This is a genomic window from Acidovorax sp. JMULE5 (genome assembly GCF_013376875.1).
Lineage (GTDB): Bacteria > Pseudomonadota > Gammaproteobacteria > Burkholderiales > Burkholderiaceae_C > Acidovorax > Acidovorax facilis.
Genome location: NZ_CP035951.1, coordinates 1843641 through 1868117, shown reverse-complemented (window position 1 = coordinate 1868117; position 24477 = coordinate 1843641). Strand labels below are relative to the sequence as shown.

Annotated in this window: 22 protein-coding genes and 1 pseudogene; 16 read left to right on the top strand and 7 right to left on the bottom strand. The window is 64.1% G+C overall.

Features of this window, described 5'->3' with window-relative positions:
* Window positions 1-52: 52 nt before the first annotated feature.
* Window positions 53-451 (top strand): hypothetical protein, encoded by a 399-nt coding sequence (locus EXV95_RS08405; protein WP_176886491.1) that lies wholly within the window; start codon window positions 53-55, stop codon window positions 449-451.
* A 328-nt stretch (window positions 452-779) separates the two neighbouring features.
* Here the strand turns inward: EXV95_RS08405 and EXV95_RS08400 are convergent, their stop codons facing one another.
* Window positions 780-1811 carry an AAA family ATPase gene (locus EXV95_RS08400; protein WP_176886490.1) on the bottom strand — a complete coding sequence of 344 codons (1032 nt, stop codon included), beginning with the start codon at window positions 1809-1811 and terminating at the stop codon, window positions 780-782.
* Window positions 1796-3343 carry an ATP-dependent endonuclease gene (locus EXV95_RS08395; protein ID WP_255484962.1) on the bottom strand — a complete coding sequence of 516 codons (1548 nt, stop codon included), beginning with the start codon at window positions 3341-3343 and terminating at the stop codon, window positions 1796-1798. Before EXV95_RS08395 ends, EXV95_RS08400 begins: the two co-directional genes overlap by 16 nt.
* Window positions 3344-3740: 397 nt before the next feature.
* Here EXV95_RS08395 and EXV95_RS08390 point away from each other — a divergent pair, with 397 nt between their 5' ends.
* The 8 genes from EXV95_RS08390 (at window position 3741) to maiA (ending at window position 10866) form a co-directional block, all read left to right on the top strand.
* Window positions 3741-5066 (top strand): aromatic ring-hydroxylating dioxygenase subunit alpha, encoded by a 1326-nt coding sequence (locus EXV95_RS08390; protein WP_176886488.1) that lies wholly within the window; start codon window positions 3741-3743, stop codon window positions 5064-5066.
* A gap of 2 nt (window positions 5067-5068) precedes the next feature.
* Window positions 5069-5542, top strand: a complete 474-nt coding sequence (locus EXV95_RS08385; RefSeq protein ID WP_055398708.1) for an aromatic-ring-hydroxylating dioxygenase subunit beta — start codon at window positions 5069-5071, stop codon at window positions 5540-5542.
* 9 nt (window positions 5543-5551) lie between these two features.
* Window positions 5552-5866 carry a non-heme iron oxygenase ferredoxin subunit gene (locus EXV95_RS08380; RefSeq protein ID WP_176886487.1) on the top strand — a complete coding sequence of 105 codons (315 nt, stop codon included), beginning with the start codon at window positions 5552-5554 and terminating at the stop codon, window positions 5864-5866.
* 30 nt (window positions 5867-5896) lie between these two features.
* On the top strand, window positions 5897-7183 hold the full coding sequence (locus EXV95_RS08375) for an NAD(P)/FAD-dependent oxidoreductase (RefSeq protein ID WP_176886486.1): 1287 nt from the start codon (window positions 5897-5899) through the stop codon (window positions 7181-7183).
* Between the two features lie 89 nt (window positions 7184-7272).
* Window positions 7273-7989 carry a fumarylacetoacetate hydrolase family protein gene (locus EXV95_RS08370; protein WP_176886485.1) on the top strand — a complete coding sequence of 239 codons (717 nt, stop codon included), beginning with the start codon at window positions 7273-7275 and terminating at the stop codon, window positions 7987-7989.
* A gap of 31 nt (window positions 7990-8020) precedes the next feature.
* On the top strand, window positions 8021-9145 hold the full coding sequence (locus tag EXV95_RS08365) for a cupin domain-containing protein (protein WP_176886484.1): 1125 nt from the start codon (window positions 8021-8023) through the stop codon (window positions 9143-9145).
* 54 nt (window positions 9146-9199) lie between these two features.
* Window positions 9200-10201, top strand: a complete 1002-nt coding sequence (locus tag EXV95_RS08360) for a tripartite tricarboxylate transporter substrate binding protein (protein WP_176886483.1) — start codon at window positions 9200-9202, stop codon at window positions 10199-10201.
* Between the two features lie 26 nt (window positions 10202-10227).
* Window positions 10228-10866, top strand: coding sequence for a maleylacetoacetate isomerase (gene maiA / locus EXV95_RS08355; RefSeq protein ID WP_176886482.1), 639 nt, complete (start codon window positions 10228-10230; stop codon window positions 10864-10866).
* Window positions 10867-11044: 178 nt separating this feature from the next.
* On the opposite strand, the gene EXV95_RS08350 is transcribed toward maiA, so the two are convergent.
* The gene (locus EXV95_RS08350; RefSeq protein ID WP_176886481.1) at window positions 11045-12031 is read right to left on the bottom strand and encodes a 2Fe-2S iron-sulfur cluster-binding protein; all 987 of its coding nucleotides are present in this window, start codon (window positions 12029-12031) and stop codon (window positions 11045-11047) included.
* Window positions 12032-12140: 109 nt separating this feature from the next.
* Here EXV95_RS08350 and EXV95_RS08345 point away from each other — a divergent pair, with 109 nt between their 5' ends.
* Window positions 12141-13070 carry a LysR family transcriptional regulator gene (locus EXV95_RS08345; RefSeq protein ID WP_176886480.1) on the top strand — a complete coding sequence of 310 codons (930 nt, stop codon included), beginning with the start codon at window positions 12141-12143 and terminating at the stop codon, window positions 13068-13070.
* Between the two features lie 172 nt (window positions 13071-13242).
* On the opposite strand, the gene EXV95_RS08340 is transcribed toward EXV95_RS08345, so the two are convergent.
* Entirely contained in the window at window positions 13243-14064 is an 822-nt protein-coding gene (locus tag EXV95_RS08340; RefSeq protein WP_055398690.1) for a pyruvate, water dikinase regulatory protein, read from the bottom strand.
* Between the two features lie 265 nt (window positions 14065-14329).
* Between EXV95_RS08340 and ppsA the strand changes: the two genes are divergently transcribed.
* The 4 genes from ppsA (at window position 14330) to EXV95_RS08320 (ending at window position 19899) form a co-directional block, all read left to right on the top strand.
* Entirely contained in the window at window positions 14330-16720 is a 2391-nt protein-coding gene (gene ppsA, locus EXV95_RS08335; RefSeq protein WP_176886479.1) for a phosphoenolpyruvate synthase, read from the top strand.
* Window positions 16721-16787: 67 nt separating this feature from the next.
* Complete coding sequence (locus tag EXV95_RS08330; RefSeq protein ID WP_055398688.1) at window positions 16788-17132, top strand: DUF4212 domain-containing protein; 345 nt, start codon at window positions 16788-16790, stop codon at window positions 17130-17132.
* 2 nt (window positions 17133-17134) lie between these two features.
* Entirely contained in the window at window positions 17135-19225 is a 2091-nt protein-coding gene (locus EXV95_RS08325) for a VC_2705 family sodium/solute symporter (protein WP_176886478.1), read from the top strand.
* 167 nt (window positions 19226-19392) lie between these two features.
* Window positions 19393-19899, top strand: a complete 507-nt coding sequence (locus EXV95_RS08320; RefSeq protein ID WP_055398686.1) for a hypothetical protein — start codon at window positions 19393-19395, stop codon at window positions 19897-19899.
* 111 nt (window positions 19900-20010) lie between these two features.
* On the opposite strand, the gene EXV95_RS08315 is transcribed toward EXV95_RS08320, so the two are convergent.
* From EXV95_RS08315 to EXV95_RS08305, 3 genes are all read right to left on the bottom strand, one after another.
* A complete protein-coding gene (locus EXV95_RS08315) occupies window positions 20011-20370 on the bottom strand; it encodes an FKBP-type peptidyl-prolyl cis-trans isomerase (protein WP_121420623.1) in 360 nt (119 codons plus the stop codon).
* Between the two features lie 149 nt (window positions 20371-20519).
* Window positions 20520-20828 carry a helix-turn-helix domain-containing protein gene (locus EXV95_RS08310; RefSeq protein ID WP_010464095.1) on the bottom strand — a complete coding sequence of 103 codons (309 nt, stop codon included), beginning with the start codon at window positions 20826-20828 and terminating at the stop codon, window positions 20520-20522.
* 376 nt (window positions 20829-21204) lie between these two features.
* Window positions 21205-22110, bottom strand: coding sequence for a LysR family transcriptional regulator (locus EXV95_RS08305; RefSeq protein WP_176886477.1), 906 nt, complete (start codon window positions 22108-22110; stop codon window positions 21205-21207).
* Window positions 22111-22232: 122 nt separating this feature from the next.
* Between EXV95_RS08305 and EXV95_RS08300 the strand changes: the two genes are divergently transcribed.
* Together EXV95_RS08300 and EXV95_RS08295 are read left to right on the top strand one after the other, a co-directional pair.
* Window positions 22233-23201 (top strand): hydroxymethylglutaryl-CoA lyase, encoded by a 969-nt coding sequence (locus tag EXV95_RS08300; protein ID WP_370460218.1) that lies wholly within the window; start codon window positions 22233-22235, stop codon window positions 23199-23201.
* Between the two features lie 24 nt (window positions 23202-23225).
* Window positions 23226-24442, top strand: a pseudogene (locus EXV95_RS08295) (CaiB/BaiF CoA transferase family protein).
* Window positions 24443-24477: the final 35 nt, after the last annotated feature.

The following is a 24477-nucleotide window of genomic DNA, read 5'->3' as shown; positions in this document are numbered from 1 at the left end:
GTTCTCTTTATTTGTTCGTTTGCTTTTTCATTCACCCTCTGAAAGGACTCCCATGAAAACCACCCGCCAACTCTTCGCCGCCCTGGCCCTCGCCGCTGTGGCCACCACCGCCGCCCACGCCGCTGGCGACCACGGCGCGGGCCATGACCACAAGCCCCAACACGGTGGCATCGTGGCCGATGCCAACGACATGGACTACGAACTCGTCGCCAAGCCCGACACCCTGACCCTGCACCTGCGCGACCACGGCAAACCCGCCAAGACCGAGGGCGTGAGCGCCAAGCTCACCCTGCTCAACGGCACCGAAAAATCCGAGGTTGTGCTTGTACCGGCAGGCGAGGGCAGGCTCGAAACCAAAGGCATCTTCAAGGTCGCAGCAGGCACCAAGGTGGTGGCGCTGGTGACGCTGCCGGGCAAGAAAGCAGCGAATGTGCGGTTTGCGGTGAAGTAAGCCGCTGCCGAAGAGGGCAAGCGTTGTGCTCGACGCGCCGCCGCGCTGGCTTTTTGCTGGCGTGGCGGTGTGTTGTCTGTCTCAGTGGCAGTGCTCCATGGAGCGCGGCCGAGATGGTGCGCGCGTGGTTTCAGTGGTGCGGTGTTCTGAAATTTGAAGAAAAATTGGGCTCTACCGCCCGCCTGTAAAGCGCTATTAGCTATCAAATTGATAGTCACTCAGCCCGATCCCAGCTGACCGGTCAGACATTCCCAGCCGATAGTCGCCGTCGCGACGGATGAAGTACAGCGCCCGAGGCGCCCTCTGCCCGTGCGCGGAGCGGCAAGACTCAGGAGCGCTTGTAGGTCTTCAATAGAGATTCGGGTACGAACGTCAGATTGCCTCTTGCGCGGGAACAGGCGACGTACAGCTTATTGCGCGTCTCCGGATTGATGTCCCGAAAGCTGCCGGAGTTCCAGGCCTTCACGTTGCCAGGATTCAGGACCACGCACACGTCCTCATAGCTGTCCATGCCTTTGGACGCGCCCCAGTTTTGGGAGAAGCAGCCGTACTTTTGGTGTTCCCTGTAGAAGAGCTTGACTATGCCGGGATCACGGTAGAGGGCTGCAACCGCTGCAGGGTCATCCTCGAACCGCACAACACTGGTCCGTTGGTCATGCGAATGGATTTCGATCCCGATCTTCTCCGTGATGAAGTCACAGACGCTCTTGCTGCAGCGGCGACTGCTTTTGAGGCTGTCTGTATCGACTTTTAGTCGAGCCTGCTCGAACTTCTTCTTGTATTTATCGTAGTTCTCATGCAGCTTGGCATTGACGGCGCCGTCGCGGCTCGTGTCGAAGGTGTGCTGGTGGAAGTCGCCGACGAAGCTCATGTCCACCTGGGCCGCGCTGATTGCCAATAGGAAGTTGAAGTCATTTCCGCCGAAGTCCTGGACCTCGTCCACGAAGAAGACATCGAAGTACTTCTCGATACGGTCAACCACAGCATCAACTAGGCCGGACTGTTCGATGAACTTGGCGAGGCGGTTTGCGTAGAGCCACCTGCTAGGCGATATGTAACGCCGGTCATCGGTCAAGGGGTAGGCCGGAAACCGGTCGGGTGGGTTGAAGGTGAGGCCGCGTGTTTCCTTCTTGGAGCGCAGGAACGGTCGATAGCAGAAGCTGTGCAGGAACCTGAAGTAGGTGTATATCTCAATGTTAGGCGGCAGGTAGCCGAAGCGCTCGATGACCTTGGCACGAAGGTTTTCGTAGTTGGCGTCGGTATACGTGACCATCAGGAAGCGCCGCACCTCGTCCAGCGCAGAGACCAGCTGGGTGGTCTTGCCTGACCCGGCAACAGCAAAGACTACGCTCTTATCCATGCCACCGCCTGCTGGATGTAGCCAGGGGCTGTCAGCGCCACACCTTTCCTCTCCAGCAGCTGGAACGCAGCGTCGGTCTTGTTCTTCAGCATGTAGTCCTCGACGCTCAGCGTCTTACGGCCCGCCGCGAATAGTTCCTCACAGGCAGTCTGATTGTCTCGATACATGCAGACCTCGAAGGTGTGACGGGCGTTGTCGGGGTCCGCAAAGACCTGGATGGATGCCGAAACGTGGTCCGCGTAGTTCGCAACGCAGTTGGCTGCATAGTCCTTGTCGTTATCGCGGATCGCCGCCACCTTGATGCCCAGCAGCTTGGCAAGTTCGAGGTAGCGCTTGAAGCTAGTGCCATCGACTGAGATTACATGGATTTCGTCAGCGTCCAGGCTGCACCCAGGTGCGCTGATCTTGTAGAGAGCATCCATCAGGATGAACTCCGCGTCCCCCTCGACCAGGATCGCCTTCTTGCATAGCGCCAGCTCCAGTACGTTGTTGTCGGGCGCCTTCATGAAGAACTCGGCGGTTCCCGGGCTGAGATCCTTAAGGCTAGCCGGTCGAGATGGATTCTCGTCGCTCAAGATAAGGACCTTCCGGAGATTCAGCCGCGTGGCTATGAAGCTGCTGTGCGTAGCGACAAAAAGCTGCTTCTTGACAGAGGCGCGGATGCGCTCAATCAACTTGCGCATATGCACCTGGCTTAGATGATTCTCTGGCTCCTCCAACAGAAGCACATGAAGCGCGTGCTCCCGGTTGCGCAGAGCGAACTCAGTCTTGATGAAGCACTGGCGGCCTTTGCCTTTGCTGTCCACCGGGATGTCATCCTCGGTGATGATGATGTCGGTTTCGACGTTGGCCTTCGGGCTGGTCCTGACGTCGAACTTGTAGGCATCCAGCCCGTCGTTCATTGTCTTGAAGGCCTCATCTTTGAACTTGGCCTTCGCTTTTCGGTATTCGAAGCCGTGTAGGTTGCGCTGGGCAACGCTCGCATGCGCGGCATACATCGAGCGCGTGTACTCGCGCGTGGCATGCTCGTTGTTGATCAGTGAGCTGTCGATCAGCAGGTGCTGCAGCGGCTTCTTATGTGGAAAGACAGCCTCATCCGTGAACGTCAGGAAATGCACGCTGTAGTACTCGAAGGGGAAGTTATCGTGCTTCTCCGCGAGGATGGCCTGGATCTCCTTCGTGTACTCATCGACAGGCTTGCAAACCATCTTGATGCCGAGGTGGTCTGTACCCTTGCTGTTGTTCCGTCCATCCAGGTCGTGGCGGCCTGGTAGGTCATCGAAATAGATCTCTATCAGTAGCTCGGGTAGGTCGGCGATCCGCCTCGTGCTTGTGAGGAACTCGGTGATGCAGTCGGCGTTGAACAGCGCTTCGAGCCCAATGGTCTCGACCTTGCTTCGACTGGCGCTCAGTGCTATGTCTATGGCCTGCAACACCGAACTCTTGCCGGCTTCGTTGCCGCCAACCAGGATGTTCAGTTCAGGATCGAATTCGAGTTCCAACGTCTTGAAACGCTTGAAATTCTTGAGCACCAACCGCCGTATTGTTCCCACGCTCTTTTCCTCCCATTCAGTACCGATTCAAACCGGCAACTCCTGCAATGCCACTGTGATTAGTGCGCTACCGGAACCGCACAGACCGACACAACCCACATCGTACCCACTCCTATTTGACCCCCTCATGCCACCCGCATGCAGCGTGGCCGAGCGCGCCTAGCACCGCTACATGGCGCAGCAATCTCCTGCGCTGCAGTCAAAGCAATATTCACCCTGGTGATGTGAAACATCACCAGCGTTCCATTGACTGATATTGCTTCAGCGCGAATGATCGATCCCCAGGCGCTGGGTGCATCCGCACCGGCCCCGAAAGACTGACGAACTGATAGATCGACTGATTGACTCGCGATGACAAAAAGCAAAGGAGACGCCCATGCATGAATGCCCCGTGACCGTGTTCCCGCAGCAGATCCGCTGGGAGACGGATGGCACCAGCCGCATTCCTTTTCAGGCCTATACGGATGAGGCGCTGTACCGCAGGGAGCTGGACCGTTTGTTCTACAACGGGCACTGGTGCTACGTTGGCTTGGAGGCGGAGATTCCCAACGCGGGGGATTTCAAGCGCACGGTGATCGGCGAGCGCTCGGTGCTGCTGGTGCGTGACAAGGATGCTTCGATCCATGTGGTGGAAAACGTCTGCGCCCACCGAGGCATGGCGTTTTGCCGCGAGCGGCATGGCAACCGCGAGAGCCTGACCTGCCCGTACCACCAGTGGAACTACACCCTGTCGGGCGACTTGCAGGGTGTGCCGTTTCGGCGCGGCGTGAAGCAGGATGGCAAGGTCAATGGCGGCATGCCAGCGGACTTCAACCCGGCAGAGCATGGGCTGACCAAGCTCAAGGTGGCCACCCGTGGCGGCGTGGTGTTTGCGTCGTTTGACCACAGCGTGGAGCCGCTGGAGGAGTTCTTGGGCCCCACCATCCTGGGTTACTTTGACCGGCTGTTCAATGGCCGCAAGCTCACCATCCTGGGCTACAACCGCCAGCGCATTCCGGGCAACTGGAAGCTGATGCAAGAGAACATCAAGGACCCGTACCACCCCGGCCTCCTGCACACCTGGTTCGTTACCTTTGGGCTCTGGCGTGCAGACAACAAGTCGCAACTGCTGATGGATGCGCAGCACCGCCACGCGGCCATGGTGTCCACACGCGGCGCGGCGGGCAAGGCGGCCGATGTGACGCAGGTGTCCAGCTTCAAGGCGGGCATGTCATTGAATGACCCGCGCTTTTTGGACATTGCGCAGGAGGACTGGTGGGCGGGGCCACCCCTGGCTGCCAGCAGTGGTGATGCTGCGGCGCCCAACGCACCGGCATCTGTGCCCACGGCGGTGATGATGACCGTGTTCCCCAGCGTGATTTTTCAGCAGCAGGTCAACAGCGTGTCCACGCGCCACATCCAGCCGGATGGCAAGGGGGCGTTTGATTTTGTGTGGACGCATTTCGGCTTTGAGGACGACAGCGAAGCAATGACGCAGCGCCGCCTGCGCCAGGCCAATCTGTTCGGCCCGGCGGGCTTTGTGTCGGCCGACGATGGCGAGGTGATCGAGTGGTCGCAAGAAGGCTTTGAGACCAAGCCCGCGCACCGCACGCTGGCCGAGCTGGGCGGGCGCGATGTGGGCGACACGGACCACATGGTGACCGAGACGCTGATCCGGGGCATGTACGAATACTGGCGCAAGGTGATGGAGGCGGAGGCATGACTATGGACTTCCAGACCTACTTTGAACTGAACCAGCTCTACGCCCGCTACGCCCGCGCACTCGACGCGGCGGACTGGGAGGCGTGGCCAGAGTTTTTCATCGAGAACTGCGTTTACAAGCTGCAGCCGCGCGAGAACCACGAGCGCGGGTTTCCGCTGGCCACGCTGGCGTTTGACAGCAAGGGCATGCTGAAGGACCGCGTTTACGGCATCCGCGAGACGCTGTTCCACGACCCCTACTACCAGCGCCATGTGGTGGGTGCGCCGCTGGTGCACAAGGTGGATGCGGATGGTCGCATCCACTGCGAGGCCAACTATGCGGTGCTGCGCACGCGCTTGTCGAAGGAATCGACGGTGTTCAACGTGGGGCGCACGCTGGATGAGGTGGTGCCCACGCCCGAGGGCCTGAAGTTCGCATCGCGCCTCGTCGTCTACGACAGCGAGATGATCCCCAACTCGCTGATCTACCCCATCTGAGGAGCTGCCATGACGACGAACTGGATTGATGCAGCCGCGCAGGACGATGTGCCGCAGGATGACGTGATCGGCCTGGCTGTGGCCGGGCGCGACATTGCGCTGTATGGCGTGGGCGGCGAGGTGTTTGCCACCGACAACATGTGCACCCACGGCCATGCACGCCTGTGCGATGGGTTTCTGGAAGGGCACGAGATCGAATGCCCTTTGCACCAGGGCAAGTTTGATGTGCGCAACGGCAAACCCACCTGCGCGCCTGTCACCGAGCCGCTGCGCAGCTACCCCGTGAAGATCGAGGGCGGCCGCGTGTGGCTGGCCTTGGACTGAACGCAGCGCCCCCTCTCAAGGAGACCCCCCATGACTGCCGAACGACCTGAGGTCGAGGCCGCTGCATTGCCGCATGAAGGCGTAAACGCCCCCTCGGCCCACACCATCGTGATCGTCGGTGCGGGCCAAGCGGGTGGCTGGGCGGCGCAGGCGCTGCGCAGCGAAGGCTTTGCGGGCCGTGTGGTGCTGATCGGTGACGAAGCCCATCCGCCGCACGAGCGGCCACCGTTGTCGAAGGCGGTGCTTTCGGGCGCCGCCGCGCCGGAGAGCACGCGCCTGATGAAGCCCGAAGCCTTCGACGCCCTGGCGGTGCAATGGCGGCCCGGTGTGCAGGTGCACCGCATTGACCGCGCGGCCAAGCAGGTGCTGCTGTCGGATGGCACCGCGCAGCCCTACGACAAGCTCATCCTGTGCACCGGCGGGCGCGCCCGGCGGCTTGCCGTGCCGGGCGCTGACCAGGTGCCGCTGCACACGCTGCGCACCATTGAAGATGCGCAGGCGCTGGCCCCGGCCCTTCGGCCTGGCCGCAGCGTGGTGGTGGTGGGCGGTGGCTGGATCGGCCTGGAGGTAGCGGCCACCGCACGCCAGCAGGGCGCGGAAGTGGTGGTGGTGGAGACGCAAAGCCGCTTGTGCGAGCGCACCGTGCCCGCCGAGGTGTCGGCGTATCTGCTGGCGCTGCACCGCGCCCAGGGCGTGCGCGTGCTGCTGGGCGCGGGTGTGCGGGGCTTTGCCCGCTCTGCAGATGGCGCAGATAGCCGCTCGGAGGTCTTGCAGGCCGATGGCAGCGCGCTGACGTGCGACACCATTGTGCTGGGCGTTGGCCTGGTGCCCAACGATGAGCTGGCGCGTGAGGCGGGCCTGGCTTGCGAAGGTGGCGTGCTGGTCGATGCCCAATGCCGCACGTCCGACCCCCACATCCTGGCCGCAGGCGATGTGGCCGTGGCACCCAACCCCTGGGCGGGCCGCAGCCTGCGGCTTGAATCGTGGCAGAACGCGCAGGAGCAGGGCATGGCCGCTGCGCGCTCGGCCCTGGGCCATGCGGTGGACTACCAGCCGCTGCCATGGTTCTGGTCTGACCAGTACGGCATGAACCTGCAGATCTACGGCATGCCCACGCCTGCGCACTGCGTGGTGCAGCGCGGCGACCCGGCCAGCGGCAGCTTTGTGTTGTTTTACCTGGCGGGCGATGTGGTGCAGGCCGCCGTAGGGGCCAACGCAGCGCGCGACCTGCGCTTTGCCCGCAGGCTGATCGAGCAGCGCAAGCCGGTGGATGTCGAGCGGCTGGCCGACTTGGGCACGCCGATGGCAAAGCTGTGAACCCACATGGATGCCGCGCAGCACAGAAGCCCGCACCCGCACCCAAGCCCACCAGAACCGAACACGACAACCCGCTAAGGAAACCACCGATGACCGCAACCACGTCAACCACTTACCTCTGGACCCCGCCCCCCGTCTATTCGCTGCCTGTGCGTGGCCGCAGCGAGCGCCTGCCCATCCACCGGCTGTTCTTTGTGGGCCGCAACTACCACGCGCATGCGGTCGAGATGGGGCGCCCGGTGGACAAGGCGGTGGAGGTGCCGTTCTATTTCACCAAGGCACCGTCCACGCTGGTCGAGTCTGGCGCGACCGTGGCCTACCCACCCGGCACCCAGAACTACCACCACGAAATGGAACTGGTGCTGGCCATTGGTGCGCCCGGCTTTCGTGTGAGCGAGGCAGATGCGCCCCGCCTTATCTATGGCTATGCCTGCGGCCTGGACATGACGCGCCGCGACCTGCAACTGGTGGCGCGCGACAAGGGCCGGCCTTGGGACCTGGGCAAGGATGTGGAGCAGTCGTCCGTGGTCTCCGAGATCGTGCCCATGCCGCAGGTGGTGCTGGGCCAGGGCGAGCTGGAGCTATCGGTCAATGGCACGGTGCGCCAGAAGTCCGACCTGTCCAAGCTGATCTGGAACATCCCCGAGCTGATTGCCGACCTGTCCAAGTTCTACCACCTGCAGCCGGGTGACCTGATCTTCACCGGCACACCCGAGGGCGTAGGCCCCGTGCTGGCAGGCGACCGCATTGAAGGCCACATTGAAGGCGTCGGCAGCATCGTGCTCCACGTTGGCCCGACCGAATAAGAAAAAACCACATCCAGGAGACAACCCCACCATGACCACCGACCTCACGCCGTCCCCCGTGCGGCTGCACGCCGTTGCGGGCAAGGGCCAGCCCGATCCGACGCCCGAGCTGGAGCAGCTGTACCGGGGCTTTGAGCAAGAGCTGCTGGTACCGCTCTGGACGCAGATTGGCGACCTGATGCCCCGCCAGCCCCAATCCAAGGCCGTGCCGCACTTGTGGCGCTGGGACCGCTTGAAGGCCCTGGCCGCACAGGCGGGCGCCATCGTGCCCGTGGGCCGTGGCGGGGAGCGCCGTGCCATTGCCTTGGCCAACCCTGCGCTGGGCGGGCGCCCCTTTGCCACGCCCACGCTGTGGGCCGCCATCCAGTACTTGATGCCCGGCGAAGACGCCCCCGAGCACCGGCACACGCAGCATGCGTTTAGGTTTGTGGTGGAAGGCGAGGGCGTGTGGACTGTGGTGAATGGCGATGCCGTGCGCATGTCGCGGGGCGACTTTCTGCCCCAGGCGGGCTGGAACTGGCATGCCCACCACAACGCTGCCACCGAGCCCATGGCCTGGATCGACGGCCTGGACATTCCGTTCTCGTACTACACCGAGAGCCAGTTTTTTGAAGTGGGGCGCGAGAAACTCCCGCCCGCCGAGCGCACCACCGCCGAGCGTTCTTATTCCGAAAGGCTGTGGGGCCACCCGGGCCTGCGCCCAGTATCGATGGTGCAGGCGCAGCCCGCCACGCCCCTGCTGGCTTACCGCTGGGTGGACACCGACCGTGCGCTTGCCGATCAGCTCGCGCTGGAAGACGAAGGCCAGGCGGGCACGCTGAGCCCCGGCCACGCGGCGGTGCGCTTTACCAACCCCACCACCGGCGCCGATGTGTTGCCCACCATGCGGACCGAAATGCACCGCGTGCGCGCGGGCGGCGCAACGCGGGTTCAGCGTGAGGTGGGCTCGTCCGTGTTCCAGGTGTTTGACGGCAGCGGCACCGTCACGGTGGGAGAACGCACCTGGCCCGTGGCGCGGGGCGACTTGTTTGTGGTGCCGTCGTGGCAACCGTTCTCGGCCCAGGCATCTGCTGCTGGCGCACTGGACCTGTTCCGCTTCAGCGATGCGCCGATTTTTGAGGCGCTGCACAGCCACCGTGCGCAAGTCACTGTTTGATCCATCACTCATCAAGCCGGATTTGGCTTTCATAAAACCAAGGAGACACCCCCCATGCTGACCGCCATTCGTTCACAGATTTTTAGACCTGCCCTGGCGCTCTGCGCGCTGGCTCTTGTGGCCGCCGCGAGCTTGCCCCATGCCGTGGCCCAGACCTTCCCCGCCAAGCCCGTCCGCTCCGTCGCACCCTATTCGCCAGGCAGCGGCCCCGACGCGGTGATGCGCATCCTCAGCGAGCGCTTGTCGCGCAATTGGGGGCAGCAGCTCGTCATCGACAACAAGCCGGGGGCCAACGGCTTCATTGCCATCGGCGATGCCAAGCGTGCTACGCCCGACGGCTACACCCTGCTGCAGGTGGACAACACGCACATGGCCTTGCAGCCGCATGTGTTCAAGCAGCTGCCCTACGACCCCGTCAAAGACTTTGAACCCGTGGCGCCGGTGTACTTCACCAACTTCTTTGTGGTGGTGGCGGCCAACTCGCCCTGGAAGGATGTGGGCGATTTGATCAAGGCGGCCAAGGCCGCGCCGGGCGACGTCACCTACGGCTCCTGGGGCATTGGCAGCGTGGCCCATGTGGGCGCGGCCATGTTGGAGGCTGCGACCGACACGAAGATGATGCATGTTCCGTACAAGGACATGGGCAGCGTCTACACCTCTGTGGCCACGGGCGATATCAAGTGGGCGTTTGGCACGGCGGCGACGGCTGGGCCGATGTACCAGGCCAAGAAGGTGAAGTTTCTGGCCCTGGCGGCGCCCCAGCGTCTGGCGGGCTTCACCGACATTCCGACCATGGGCGAAGCAGGCGGCCCGGCCGGGTTTGAAGTGAAGACCTGGGTGGGACTGTTCGCACCTGCTGGCACGCCGAAGGCAGCCATCGAAAAGATCAATGCCGACGTGGGCAAGGTGCTGGCCACCCCGGAGGTCAAGGAGCGCCTGGCGACCTTCGGGTTTGAGCCCTACATCGGCCCGCCCGCGGAACTCACCAAGGCCATCGAACGCGATTCGCGCACGTTCGGTGAAGTCGTCAAGCGCGCCAAGATTGCCCTGGACTGACACAGGGACTGAAACAGAGACTGAGCATGAAACTCTATTCCTTCTTCCGCAGCGGAACCTCCCACCGCTTGCGCATCGCGCTCAACCTCAAGGGGCTGGCCTACGAACAGGTTGCGGTCGATTTGCGGCGCGAAGAGCATTTGGGCGATGCCTTCAAGGCGATCAACCCGCAGCAGTTCGTGCCCGTGCTGGAGGCCGACGAGCGCCTGATGATTCAGTCGCCCGCCATCATCGAGTGGCTCGAAGAGCGCTATCCCACCCCACCGCTGCTGCCCGGCGATGCAGGCGATCGCGCCCAGGTGCGCGCTCTGGCGGCCATCGTGGGCTGCGACATCCACCCCATCAACAACCGCCGCATTCTGGAGGCGCTGCGCCACCGCTTCGGTGCCGACGAGGCAGCCGTGAACGACTGGTGCGGCACCTGGATCAGCGCGGGCTTTGACGCCATCGAGGCCCTGCTGTCGAAGGACCCGCATCGCGGTGATTTCTGCTTTGGCAGCAACCCCACGCTGGCCGATGTGTACCTGGTTCCGCAGGTGGAGAGCGCGCGTCGCTTCAAGGTGGACTTGGCGCGCTGGCCGCTGGTGCAGGCGGTGGACGCGGCCTGCGCGCAGCTGGAAGCGTTCCGCAAGGCGGCGCCCAGCGCGCAGCCGGATGCGCGTTGAGCCTGTCGAAGCCCCCCGCGGCGCTTCGACCGCGCTGAGTGAGCGGTTCAAGTGGATTCTTACGACTCCAAGAACCTCAGTCCGTTTCCAAATCATTCGTGTCTAGGCGCGAAGCCGCAGACAGTGCTGTTGCACGGCAAGGCGAAGCAACAACGACACGGATGATTTGGAGATGGAATCAGTCGCCCTGCATGTAAAAAGCCTCGGCATGGAGGTGAGCCGCCTCCAGGCCTTTGCCCAGCGCCAGCAGTGTGGTGGTCTCCACCATCGGCGGCGATCCGCACAGATACGCCTGCCAGCCTTGCAGGCTGGCGTGGTCCTGCTCGATGGCCTGGGTCACCAGCCCGCGCCGCTGCGTGGCAGGGTCGGCGCCCGAGGCCACCACCACATGCACCTGCAGGGCAGGGTGCACGCTGCGCAAATGGTCCAGCCATGCCAGGCCATACAGCTCGCGCGGCGAGCGCAGGCCGAAATACAGGTGAATGGGGTTGCGCATCCCGGCGTCCACTGCGCCGCGCACCACCGACAGCACCGACGCCAGCCCGGTGCCCCCAGCCACGCACAGCATGGGCCCCGTGTGCTGCTGGCGCAAATACGCCGCACCCAGCGGCCCACTGACCTTGACCTTGTCCCCCACCTTCAGCTGCCCGGCGATGTAGCTGCTGACCCGGCCCTGGGGCATGAGCTGTATGTGGAACTCCAGCAACTGTTCGCCCGGCAGGTTTGCCATGGAGTAGGGGCGCACATGCGTCGGCGTGAACCCCAGCTGCACGTACTGGCCTGGTGAAAACGCAATCGGTTTTGCCACCTTGAGCAGCAGGCGCCGGATGTCTGCCGCCAGTGGCTCGATGGCCACCACGGTGGCCTTGGCCACGCGCGCACGGTGCACCACGGCTTCGCCGGGGGCGGGTACTTCGATGGTGCAGGGCTCGGTCACATAGGTCTGGCAAGCCAGCACGGCACCGTCCACACCGTCCAGCGGGCGCTGCTGCTCGCGCCCGCCATCGAGCACCTCGCCAGACAGCACCCGGCAGCGGCAGATGCCGCAGCGGCCCGACAGGCATGAATACGACATCGGAACCTGCGCCGCGCGCAGGGCGTCGAGCAGGTTCACGCCGGGCTCGGCGCGGATCACGCGGTTAAGCGGCTGAACGAGGATGTCCATGGCGGGCTGCGTTCAAGGTCATGCGGGCGATTGTGCCCAGAATTGCGCCTGCAAATCACTGGCTGCAATACCATCGCCACTTCATATCACCCGAGCTGATGGAGTGGCGATGGAGCTATCGGATATCGACCTGAACCTGCTGGTGCTGTTTCAGCAACTCATGGTCGAGCGGCGCGTGTCGAAAGTGGCCGACAACCTGGGGCTGACTCAGCCCGCCGTGAGCAATGCGCTGGCCAAGCTGCGGCGCATTTTTGGAGACGAGTTGTTCTTGCGCACCTCGGGCGGCATGGTGCCCACGCCTTTTGCCGAGCAATTGGGCGAGTCCGTGGGGTATGCGCTGGGCATGATCCACAGCGGGCTGAACCAGCGCACACAGTTCACGCCCGCAACGCTCAAGCGCACCATCACCATCGGCATGACGGATATTGGCGAGATCGTCTTTTTGCCCGCGCTGCTGGAGCGCCTGGGGCGGGAGGCGCCGGGCGTCACGCTGAACACCGTGCGCAACAACGCGGCCCATCTGCGCGAAGACATGGAGGCTGGCAAGGTGGACCTGGCCATCGGCCTGCTGCCGCAGCTGAAAGCGGGGTTCTTCCAGCGGCGCTTGTTCCGCCAGCGCTATGTGTGCCTGTTCCGCAAGGGTCACGCGCTGGACCGGCCCAAGCTGCTGCTGTCGGACTACAAGGCGGCAGAGCATCTGGTGATCGTGTCGGCGGGCACGGGGCACGGCAAGGTGGATGAATTGATCCAGAAGGCCGGCATCGACCGCCTGGTGCGGCTGAGCGTGCCGCACTTTGTGAGCGTGGGCCACATCCTCCAAAGCACGGCGCTGGTGGCGACGGTGCCGGAGCGGCTGGCGCTCAAGCTGGTCGAGCCCTTTGGCCTGGTGGTGCGCACGTACCCCGTCAAACTGCCTGACGCGCCCATCAGCGTGTTTTGGCACGCCAAGGTGCACCGCGAGCCGGTGAACCAATGGCTGCGCAGCATGGTGTTTGAATTGTTTGGGGGCGATGGCCCCGCAGGGGGTGGTTTGGCGTGATCGGTGGGCGGGGTCTGCGGCGCAAGCCAGACTGCACCGCCGGTCCTGTGAGAATAATGCTATGTTATTTATAGCTTGTTGCGCTTGTCAGTAGGGCGGTAGAGCCTGTTTTTGCATAAATTCTGCCATGGCCCCCGAGGGAGGTTGAGTCGTACTTGCCATGCAACGCTGCTCAATACACCAGCCTCTCCGGCCGAATCTCCTGCAGGATGGTCGTCGCAATCTCTTCAATCGACTTGGTGGTGGTGGACAACCACCGGATGCCTGCGCGGCGCATCATGGCCTCGGCTTCGGAGACCTCCATGCGGCAGTTCTCCAGGCTGGCGTAGCGCGAATTGGGGCGGCGCTCGGCGCGGATCTCGGCCAAGCGGTCGGGGCTGATGGTCAGGCCAAAGATCTTGCTGCGAAACGGCACCAGCGCAGGCGGCAGCTGGCGGCGTTCGAAGTCCTCGGGAATCAGCGGGTAGTTGGCGGCTTTCAGGCCACATTGCATGGCCAGGTACAGGCTGGTGGGGGTCTTGCCGCTGCGGCTCACGCCCACCAGGATCACGTCGGCACCGGCCAGGTCGCGGTTGCTCTGGCCGTCGTCGTGCGCCAAGCTGAAGTTGATGGCCTCGATGCGGTCTGTGTATTCCTTGCTGCGGCTCACGTCGCTGAAGCGCCCCACGCGGTGGTGCGACTTGATGCCCAGCTCCTGCTCCAGCGGGTGGACGAAGGTGCCAAACATATCGAGCAGCATGCCCTTGCAGCCGTCCTGGATGACCTTGAGCACTTCCATGTTGACCAGCGTGGTGAAGACGATGGGCTTTTTGCCCTCGACTTCTCCGGTGTGGTTGATCTGCCGCACGGCCTGGTGGGCCTTGTCCACGGTGTCGATGAAGGGCAGGCGCACATGGCGCGGCTTCATCTCGAACTGGGCCAGGATGGCGTTGCCGAAGGTTTCGGCAGTGATGCCGGTGCCGTCAGAGACAAAAAATACGGTGCGCGAGTGCATGGAGCCCCTTTTTTTTGGATGCGGCTTGCGCCAGCCGGGTTGCCACCCCAAAGAAGTGGTGATTGCCCGATTTGCGTAAGTCGCGTGAAAGCGTCAGCCCGTTGCCAGATGCTCGGGCCTACAATTGTCACAATTATCCAATTCTCACCATGCACCGCGTCGGCCCACAACCACAACGACAAAGCCTCAGGCCGTGCATGGCCGCCTGCCAGGAGCCGTCCAGGGCCCGGCACGCAGACCCGGTTTCAACTTCTGGAGCTTTCCCATGTCTGCACTTTTCAGCCCGACCGCCCTGGTCGTACCGTTTGAAAACCTGAGAATGACCGATGTCGAGGTCGTAGGCGGTAAAAACGCCAGCCTCGGCGAGATGATCTCCCAGCTGCCGCAGGGCGTGCGTGTGCCCACGGGCTTTGCCACCACCGCCCACGCATTCCGCGAGTTCCTGGCCTACGACGGCCTGGCCGACCGCATCAGCGCCAAGCTCAAGAGCCTGGACACCGAAGACGTGCGCGCCCTTGCACAAGTCGGTGCAGAAATCCGCGCCATGGTCGAGGCCCAGCCCTTCCCGGCCGACCTGCAAAAGGCCATTGCCGACGAATTTGCCAAGCTGAGTGCTGGCAACCCCGCTGCCTCTTTTGCCGTGCGCTCGTCCGCCACGGCCGAGGACTTGCCCGACGCATCGTTTGCCGGCCAGCAGGAAACCTTTCTGAACGTAGTGGGCATCGACGAAGTCATGCACAAGATGAAGGAAGTGTTCGCGTCGCTGTACAACGACCGCGCCATTTCCTACCGCGTGCACAAGGGCTTCGAGCACGATGTGGTGGCCCTGTCGGCCGGTGTGCAGCGCATGGTGCGCTCCGACCTGGGTGCCGCCGGCGTGATGTTCACCATCGACACCGAATCCGGCTTTGAAGATGTGGTCTTCATCACCAGCAGCTATGGCCTGGGCGAGACGGTGGTGCAGGGCGCCGTGAACCCCGATGAGTTCTACGTGCACAAGCCCATGCTCCAGGCAGGCAAAAAGGCGCTGATCCGCCGCAACCTGGGCAGCAAGCTCATCCAGATGGTGTTCTCCAGCGCGGAAGAAAAAGCCGCCAGCGGCAAGCTGGTCAAGACCATTGATGTGCCCACCGAGCAGCGCAACCGCTACTCGCTGACCGACGCAGACGTGGAGCAACTGGCCCGCTATGCGCTGGTGATCGAGCAGCACTACGGCCGCCCCATGGACATCGAGTGGGGCAAGGACGGCACCGACGGCCAACTCTACATCCTGCAGGCCCGCCCCGAGACGGTGAAAAGCCAGGCCAAGGGCCAGGCCGAGCTGCGCTACAAGCTCAAGGGCCATGGCACCGTGCTGGCCGAGGGCCGCGCCATTGGCCAGAAGATCGGCACCGGCCCGGTGCGCCTGGTGCACAACATTTCCGAGATGGACAAGGTCCAGCCCGGCGATGTGCTCGTGACCGACATGACCGACCCCAATTGGGAACCCGTGATGAAGCGCGCCAGCGCCATCGTCACCAACCGGGGTGGCCGCACCTGCCACGCCGCCATCATTGCGCGCGAGCTGGGCATCCCGGCCGTGGTGGGCTGCGGCGACGCGACCGAGCGGCTGAAGGATGGCACGCTGGTCACGGTGAGCTGCTCTGAGGGTGACACGGGCAAGATCTATGACGGCCTGCTTGAAACCGAAGTGACCGAAGTGCAGCGCGGCGCGATGCCCCTCATCAAGACCAAGATCATGATGAACGTGGGCAACCCCCAGCTGGCCTTTGACTTCTGCCAGCTGCCCAACGAAGGCGTGGGTCTGGCGCGGCTGGAGTTCATCATCAACAACAACATTGGCGTGCACCCCAAGGCCATCCTGGACTACCCCCAGATCGATGCCGACCTGAAGAAGGCCGTCGAATCCGTGGCGCGCGGTCACGCATCGCCCCGTGCTTTCTATGTGGACAAGGTTGCCGAAGGCGTGGCCACCATCGCCGCCGCCTTCTGGCCCAAGCCCGTCATCGTGCGCCTGTCTGACTTCAAGTCCAACGAATACCGCAAGCTGATCGGCGGCAGCCGCTACGAGCCCGAGGAGGAAAACCCGATGCTGGGCTTCCGTGGCGCAGCCCGCTACATCAGCGAAGACTTCGGTGAAGCCTTTGCCATGGAGTGCGAGGCGCTCAAGCGCGTGCGCAACGACATGGGCCTGACCAACGTGCAGGTGATGGTGCCGTTTGTGCGCACGCTGGGCCAGGCCGAGCGCGTGACCAAGCTGCTGGCCACCCATGGCCTTCAGCGCGGCAAGGACGACCTCAAGGTCATCATGATGTGCGAAGTGCCGAGCAACGCCATCCTGGCCGAGCGCTTCCTGGAGTTCTTCGACGGCTTCTCCATCGGCTCCAACGACCTGACCCAGCTCACGCTGGGCCTGGACCGTGATTCGGGCCTGGAGCTGCTGGCGCAGGACTTCGACGAACGCGATCCCGCTGTCGAGGCACTGATCCACCAGGCCATCAAGGCCTGCCTGGCCCAAGGCAAGTACATCGGCATCTGCGGTCAGGGCCCCAGCGACCACCCTGACTTTGCGCAGTGGCTGGCCAAGGAAGGCATCTCGTCGATCTCGCTCAACCCCGACAGCGTGATCGCCACCTGGCAGCAACTGGCAGGCTGACGCTCCGACCGGGCTGCCATGTGCCGACTGCACCACCCGCCACTGCGTCCCTGATGCTGTGCCTGTGATGCAGCCCCCGCAGCAGCACCGGCGTTCTGCAGATGCCGAAATGGCGGGCCCGTTCCCGCCCGATCTGCACGATGTGCGGCACCTCAAGCTCAAGGCCGGCTTGCTGCTGCTATGGGCGCTGGTGTCGTTTGGTGCCACCTACTTCGCCCGGGACCTGCAGGTGCTGGTCTTTGGCGGCTGGCCCCTGGGTTACTGGATTGCGGCGCAGGGGGCAGTGCTGGTGTTCATTGGCATTGTGGTGGTCTATGGCTGGGCCATGAACCGCTTCGAACGGCAGGATGCGGAGCGCCTCGCAGCGGATGCCGCAGCCCTTTCGGACGACGCGGACCGCCCCCACGGCTGACCATGGCTGAAAACAATTCTTCCGACACCGACCGGGCCTATCTGTGGCGGTTGCACCGCATCCTGGCGCTGTATGTGACCGGTGTGCTGGCCTTTCTGGCGCTGATGACCTGGGCAGAGCACCAGGGGCTTTCGCGGCACTGGATCGGGCCCATTTTTCTGTTCCTCACGGTGATGGTCTACGCTGGCATCGGTGTCTATGGCCGTACCACTGACCCCGAGGAATACTACGTGGCGGGTCGGCGCATTCCGCCCATGTACAACGGCATGGCGGCAGCGGCAGACTGGATGAGTGCCGCATCGTTCATCAGTCTGTCGGGGGCGCTTTACCTGCAGGGTTTTTCCGGCACACCGGGGCAGGCCGGGGGGCTGGCCTATCTGCTGGGGTGGACGGGAGGCTTTTGCCTGGTGGCGATGTTGATCGCGCCGCACCTGCGCGCCATGGGCCTGTACACCGTGCCCGATTTTTTCCATGTGCGTTTTGGCGGCCGGTGGCCGCGTGTGATTGCGGCGCTGGCGGCAGTGCTCTGTTCGTTCACATACGTGGTGGCGCAGATTTACGGTGTGGGGCTGATCGCTTCGCGCCTGACCGGTGTGCAGTTCGAGATCGGCATCATGCTGGGCCTGGGCGGGGTGCTGCTGTGCTCCTTCCTCGGTGGCATGCGCGCCATCACCTGGACGCAGGTGGCGCAGTATGTGGTGGTGCTGCTGGCGTTCCTGATCCCGGTTTCCTGGCTGGCGTACAAACAATTGGGCAACCCGTTGGCGCCCGCAGTCTATGGCGCGCAGATCAGCAAGATCGCCGACCTGGAAGCGCAGCTGCTCGATTCCCCCGCAGAGCATCAGGTGGTGCAGACCTACCTGCGGCGCGCCCAGGATTTTGAGGCGCGGCTGCGTGATGTGGAAGGCGCCCTGGAGCGGGAGCGCGAGAAAGGGCGGGAGCGCATTCGCGCGCTGCGCACCCAGAACGCCGATGTAGGTTTGATCGTCACGGCCAGCCGCGAGCTGGCGGCCCTGCCGCGCGATGCCGCAGCGGCGCGCGAACGCTGGACCCGCGAAATGCGCGAGAACTACGAGCGTGCGCGTCCCCTGGGCGGCTTGCCCCTCCACAGCCAGGCGTATGTGGGTGACCCGCAGGGCACGCCCGACGAGCAACGCGACTACGAGCTGACGCGCCGCAACTTCCTGGCGCTCATGTTCTGCCTGATGGTGGGCACGGCAGGCTTGCCGCACCTGCTCACGCGCTACTACACCTCGCCCACGGTGTCGGCGGCGCGGGCATCGGTGGCGTGGTCGCTGTTTTTCATCGCCTTGCTGTACCTGAGTGCGCCCGCGTTGGCGGTGCTGGTGAAATTCGAGGTCATGCAAAACTTGGTGGGCAGCAGTTTCGAGGCTTTGCCCACCTGGATGGCCCAATGGGCGCGGGTGGACAGCTCGCTGTTATCGGTGGAAGACGTGAACGCTGACGGCATCGTGCAGTTTGGAGAGATCCGGCTGGGGGCCGACCTCATCATGTTGGCCACGCCGGAGCTGGGGGGCTTGCCCTATGTGGTGTCGGGCCTGGTGGCGGCTGGCGGGCTGGCGGCGGCGCTGTCTACCGCTGATGGGCTGCTGCTCACCATCAGCAACGCCCTGGTGCGCGACCTGTATTTTCAGGACGCAAAGCGCCAGGCGTCGCCGGAGCAGCGTGTGATTCTGAGCAAGTTTGCCTTGCTGTCCGTGGCCCTGTCGGCGGCATTTGTAGCGGCGCTCAAACCCTCTGAGATTCTGCCAATGGTGTCGGCGTCGTTCTCGTTGGCGGCTTCGGCCTTTGTGCCGGTGATGGTGCTGGGCATCTTCTGGCGCGGCACCACGCGGCAGGGGGCGGTGGCGGGCATGCTGGCAGGGCTTGGCGTGGCGGTGTACTACCTGCTGTCACATGTGCCCGCCATGCGCGCGCTGCCCAGCTGGATGCTGGCAGACGGGCTGTGGTTTGGTATTCAGCCCGTCTCGGCCGGGGTGTTTGGCGTGCCTACCGGCTTGATAGCGACGGTGGTGGTGAGCTGGCTGACCCGGCCTGCCCCGGCGCTGCCGCGCATCCGGTCCGAGATGTAGGGGGGGCTTGCGTTGGCAGGCTGGAGTGCCCTGCCCGTGCGCCTGCTAATGGGTTATGCGTAAACCCCGATTACCAAGCCTGCGCAAACGTGAGAATCTGGGGCGTAAAAGCTTACCTGTCGGGGTGAGCTTCGGTCACACCACAATGGTTCAGCTCAAGGAGATTCATGGTTCTCGTCAAAACGCAGGCAGGGCAGGAAGCGCTCAAGGATCGGCGCGGTAGCCTCAGCTCACGCCAGCGCTCGGCATTTATTCTTTTTGACGGAAAGCGCTCTACGGGCGAAATACTGGCGGCCACGGCAGCCATGGGGATCACGCAGGAGGATGTCCAGGCCATGATTGCGCAGGGACTGCTGGCTCCGCTGCCGGGGCAGTCTCTGCCTGCAGCTTTTGCCACCCCGCATGATGCGACGGCAGAGCCTGCACCGGCCACCGATCTGGGGACGGTGGCGTCGCCGCTGGAGGGCTCCGGGCGCTCACCCAAGGAGCGCTACCAGGCGGCCTACCCCATCGCCACCGAGCTGACAGCGGGGCTGGGGCTGCGCGGGTTCCGGTTGAATCTGGCGGTGGAAGGGGCGGGCAGCTTCGAGGATCTGGCGGCGCTGGCACCCAAGATCCGCGAGGCGGTGGGTGATGCCAAATTCAAGCGGCTGGACGAAGCGCTTTTTGATTGAGGCGCCCGGATCCTCTCCCCCGGGAGGCGCACCAGTTTCACGCGTGAAGTGCTGGCACAAAAAAGCGGCCCCCAGGCCGCTTTGTGTTTAGTGCGTCACAGGGCGCAGTGCTCAGCGGCCGACCTTGAGCAGTTCCACATCGAACTTGAGCGTGGCGTTCGGTGGAATCACGCCGCCCGCGCCGCGTGCGCCGTAGCCGAGGGCGGCAGGAATGATCAAGGTGCGCTGGCCACCGATCTTCATGCCTTGCACGCCTTCGTCCCAGCCCTTGATGACCATGCCCGCGCCCAGCGAGAACTCGAAGGGGTCGTTGCGGTCGCGGCTGGAGTCGAACTTGGCACCTTGCTCGCCGTTGTTGTAGAGCCAGCCGGTGTAGTGCACCGACACGTTCTGGCCCTTGGTGGCTTCGGTGCCTTCGCCCACGGTGGTGTCTTCGTATTGCAGGCCGGATGCGGTGGTGGTCAGTGCCATGGGTGAAATTCCTTGTTTGCTATTAAAAAAAGAGCTATTGGCGCTTGATGGTTAAGCGCTAGCAGCATTTTTGACCCCTATTTTAACGAAAGCCCCGCGCGGAGGTCCGGCGGGGCTTTTCCCTGAGTGGGCGGGGGGGCTGTTTGGCGTCAGGCTTTTTTGGCGCGGCCAGCGACCCAGCGGGTGGCGAAGGCCTGCACGTCCGACAGGCGCTTGAGCAGGTCGGCGCCCGAGGGGGTGACGGTGTAGCCGTCGCTGCCGTGGTCTACAAAACCGGCTTCGCGCAGTTCCTTGATGCGGGTGTTGAGCGTGTTGGGGGTGATGCCCCCCACGCTGTCCTGCAGCAGGCGGAAGGTCTGGGGGTGACCGTCCTTCAGGGCCCACAGCACGCGCAGTGCGTAACGGCATTCGAGCCGCTCGAACAACTGGTTGATGGCGGCATTTTCTTTGGAGCTCATGGACGCTTCTCCTCGCGCAAGTGTTGGATCAAATATTCATTCGGGTGGGCGAATGCCGGGCCCGGTGATGCGCTGAGACTATAGCGCGGAACCCGTTTTGCTACAAGTTTGGTAGCTCAGAACGCACACCACACATGCGCTACACCCCGAAAAACCTGTGTTACAAGTCAAACTGTTGCGGTAGGGCCACGGTTCTAGGAGCCTGTAGGACTTGGAGCGTCGAAAGCGAAAACTGGCCCCAGCGAGGACAGCTTTTGCCGGATTTGCAGCCCCATAGCCCGGCTATGGGGCAAAAAAGGCAGTGTTCTCGAAGAGCGGCGAAGCCAAAAATGGACCGCTGCGGTCCATTCGCCAAGCCTGACAGGCTCCTAGACGGTCATTCCTGACGGCCCAGCCCTGCCAGGTGGCTGACCAGCAACTGTGCGGCCGGCGCCAGCATCTGGGCGCTGCGGTAACAGATGGCGAAGCGCCGTCGGGCCCAAGGGTCGCTCAGTGGAACCACCCGGATGGGCGCAGTCTGGGCAAAAGGCAGGGCCACTTCGCGCGGCACGACACTGATGGCCAGGTTGGCCCGCACCACCCGCAGTGCCGCATCGAAGTTGGACACCAGCACCCGGTGCGCCAGCATCTTCCCCTCCACGGCCGCAGCGCGCGCCAGCAGCACCTGCACGGCGCTCAGTGCGGGCATGCTGACGAATTCATGGTCCAGCACGTCGGCAAAACGCACGCTCTGGTGCTGGGCCACCGGGTGCAGCGCATGGGCCACCACGGCCAGGTGGTCGGTACGGTAGCCGCTGGTTTCCAGGCCTGTAAGGTCGGCCGCGTCCCAGCAGATGCCGATGGAGGCACTGCCGTCGCGGATGCCCTGTACGACGTCCGGGCTCACGCGCTCCTCCAGGCTTACCTGGATGTCGCGGTGCGCCGGGTCTTGCAGAAAAGCGGCCACGTCGTCTGCCAGTGATTCGGCCATCACCGAGGCCGTGACCAGCATGCGCACATGGCCCCGCGTGCCGGTGGCATAGGCCGCCATGTCGCGTTCAATCTGGCCCACGCTGGCCAGCATGGTGCGCGCGTGCTCCAGCAGGGTTTCGCCCGCCGGGGTGGGCACCACGCCACGGCGTTTGCGCAGTAGCAGGGGTGTGCCCACGGTGTCTTCCAGCTGCGCCAGCCGCTTGCTGATGGCCGAGCCCACGATGGACTCCTGCTCGGCCACGCGCGCGATGCTGCGCTGCTCGCACACGGCGGCAAAGAGGCGCAGGGTCTGCAGGTCCAGATCGCGCATGGGCTTGACTCCAGGTGTTTGATATTCCTGCTTGGAATCATATGGCTTCCAAAATGTATTTTCTGATTCTGTTGGGAATTTCTAGAATCGACGGCAGAACACCACCCGCCGGAGACAACGCAGTGCTTACCCCCTCTATCGCTTCCACCACCCCGGCGCGTGCCACCGTCCGCGAAGCGGGTCTGCGCGACGGCCTGCAAAGCATTGCCACCGTGGTCTCCACCGCGCACAAGATCGAATGGATCAACGCCGCCTACGCCGCCGGCCAGCGCGAGATCGAGGTCGGCTCCTTTGTGCCCGCCCGGCTGCTGCCCCAGCTGGCCGATACGGCCGAGGTGCTGGCCCACGCCAAAACCCTGCCGGGCCTGGTGGCCTCGGTGCTCGTGCCCAACTACAAAGGCGCCGGACGCGCGCTGGAGTGTGGTGCCGACCTAGTGGTGGTGCCCCTGTCCGCCAGCCACGCCCACAGCCTGGCCAACCTGCGCAAGACCCCCGACGAGGTGGTGGCCGAGGTGGCCCGCATCCGCGCGCTGCGCGACGCCAGCGGCAGCCGTACATTGATCGAAGGTGGCGTGGGCACGGCCTTTGGCTGCACCTTGCAGGGCGAGGTGGCTGAGAGCGAAGTGCTGCGCCTGATGCAAGCGCTGCTGGATGCGGGCGCCGACCGCGTGAGCCTGGCCGACACCGTGGGTTATGCCGACCCGGCCTCGGTCGCCCGCCTGTTTGGCAAAGCGCGTGCGCTGGTGGGCGAGCGCCTGGCCTGCGCGCACTTCCACGACACGCGCGGCATGGGCCTGGCCAATGTGGTTGCCGCCTGGCAGGCGGGCATCACGCGCTTTGACGCCTGCCTGGCGGGCATTGGCGGCTGCCCGCACGCGCCGGGCGCCAGCGGCAATGTCACCACCGAAGACCTAGTGTTCATGCTGGAGCGCATGGGCGTTGCCACCGGCATCGACGTGACCGCGCTGCTCGCGCTGCGCCACCGCGTGGCCGGTTGGCTGGCGGGTGAAACCCTGCATGGCACGCTCTGGCAGGCAGGGCTGCCTCAGAATGCCGCACCTGCCGCGCTGCACGAAGCAGCAACCGCCTGAACCCCTTTTCGGAACGCCCTGAACATGAACGACGACACACCATCTTCACCCTCGTCCCCCCGCCTGCCGCTGGAAGGCCTGCGTGTAGTCGAGTTCACCCACATGGTCATGGGCCCCACCTGCGGCATGGTGCTGGCCGACCTGGGCGCCGAGGTCATCAAGGTCGAGCCCGTGGACGGCGACCGCACGCGCCACCTGCTGGGCGCTGGCGCGGGCTTTTTCCCCATGTTCAACCGCAACAAGAAGAGCATTGCGCTCGACCTGCGCAGCCCCGAGGGCCTGGCGGCGGCGCGCAAGCTCGCGGCATCGGCCGATGTGGTGGCGCAGAACTTCAAGCCCGGCGTGATGACGAAGTACGGCCTGGACTACGCTGCGCTGAGGCAGCTCAACCCGCGTCTCATCTACGTCAACCACACCGGCTTTTTGCCCGGCCCGTACGAGCACCGCACAGCGCTCGACGAAGTGGTGCAGATGATGGGCGGCCTGGCCTACATGACCGGCCGCCCCGGCGACCCGCTGCGCGCGGGCAGCAGCGTGAACGACATCATGGGCGGCATGTTCGGCGCGATTGGCGCGATGGCGGCGCTGATGCAGCGCGGCATCACCGGGCGGGGCAGGAGGTGGATTCGGCCCTGTTCGAGAACAACGTCTTCCTGGTCGGCCAGCACATGATGCAGTACGCCGTTACCGGCAAACCGGCGGCGCCCATGCCCGACCGCATTTCGTCCTGGGCCGTGTACGACGTGTTCAGCGTGAAGGACAGCGGGCAGATCTTTTTGGCCGCCGTGAGCGATGCGCAGTGGCAGACCTTCTGCGATGCCATGGGCTATGCCGACCTGAAGGCCGACACCGGCCTGGCCACCAACAACGACCGCGTACGCGCCCGCCCCACGCTGATGCCCGTGCTGCGCGAGCGGCTGGCGCAGCACACGGCCGACGAACTGGCCGCGATCTTCGAACGCCACGGCCTGCCGTTTGCACCCATCCGCCGGCCCGAAGAACTGTTTGACGACCCGCACCTGCAAGCCACGGGCGGACTGGCCGACATCACGCTGCCCGATGGCGAACGTGCCGGGCAGACCGCGCAGATCACGCTGATGCCGCTGCGTATGGACGGCCAGCGGCTCGATGTGCGCTGCGACCCGCCCCGCCTGGGCCAGCACACGGCCGAGCTGCTGCAGGGCCTGGGCTACACGGCCGATGAGGTGGCGGCGTTGCACGCCGCCGGGGCCATCGCCTGATTTTTTGAAACCATCCCCGGGCATAGCAATGTGGC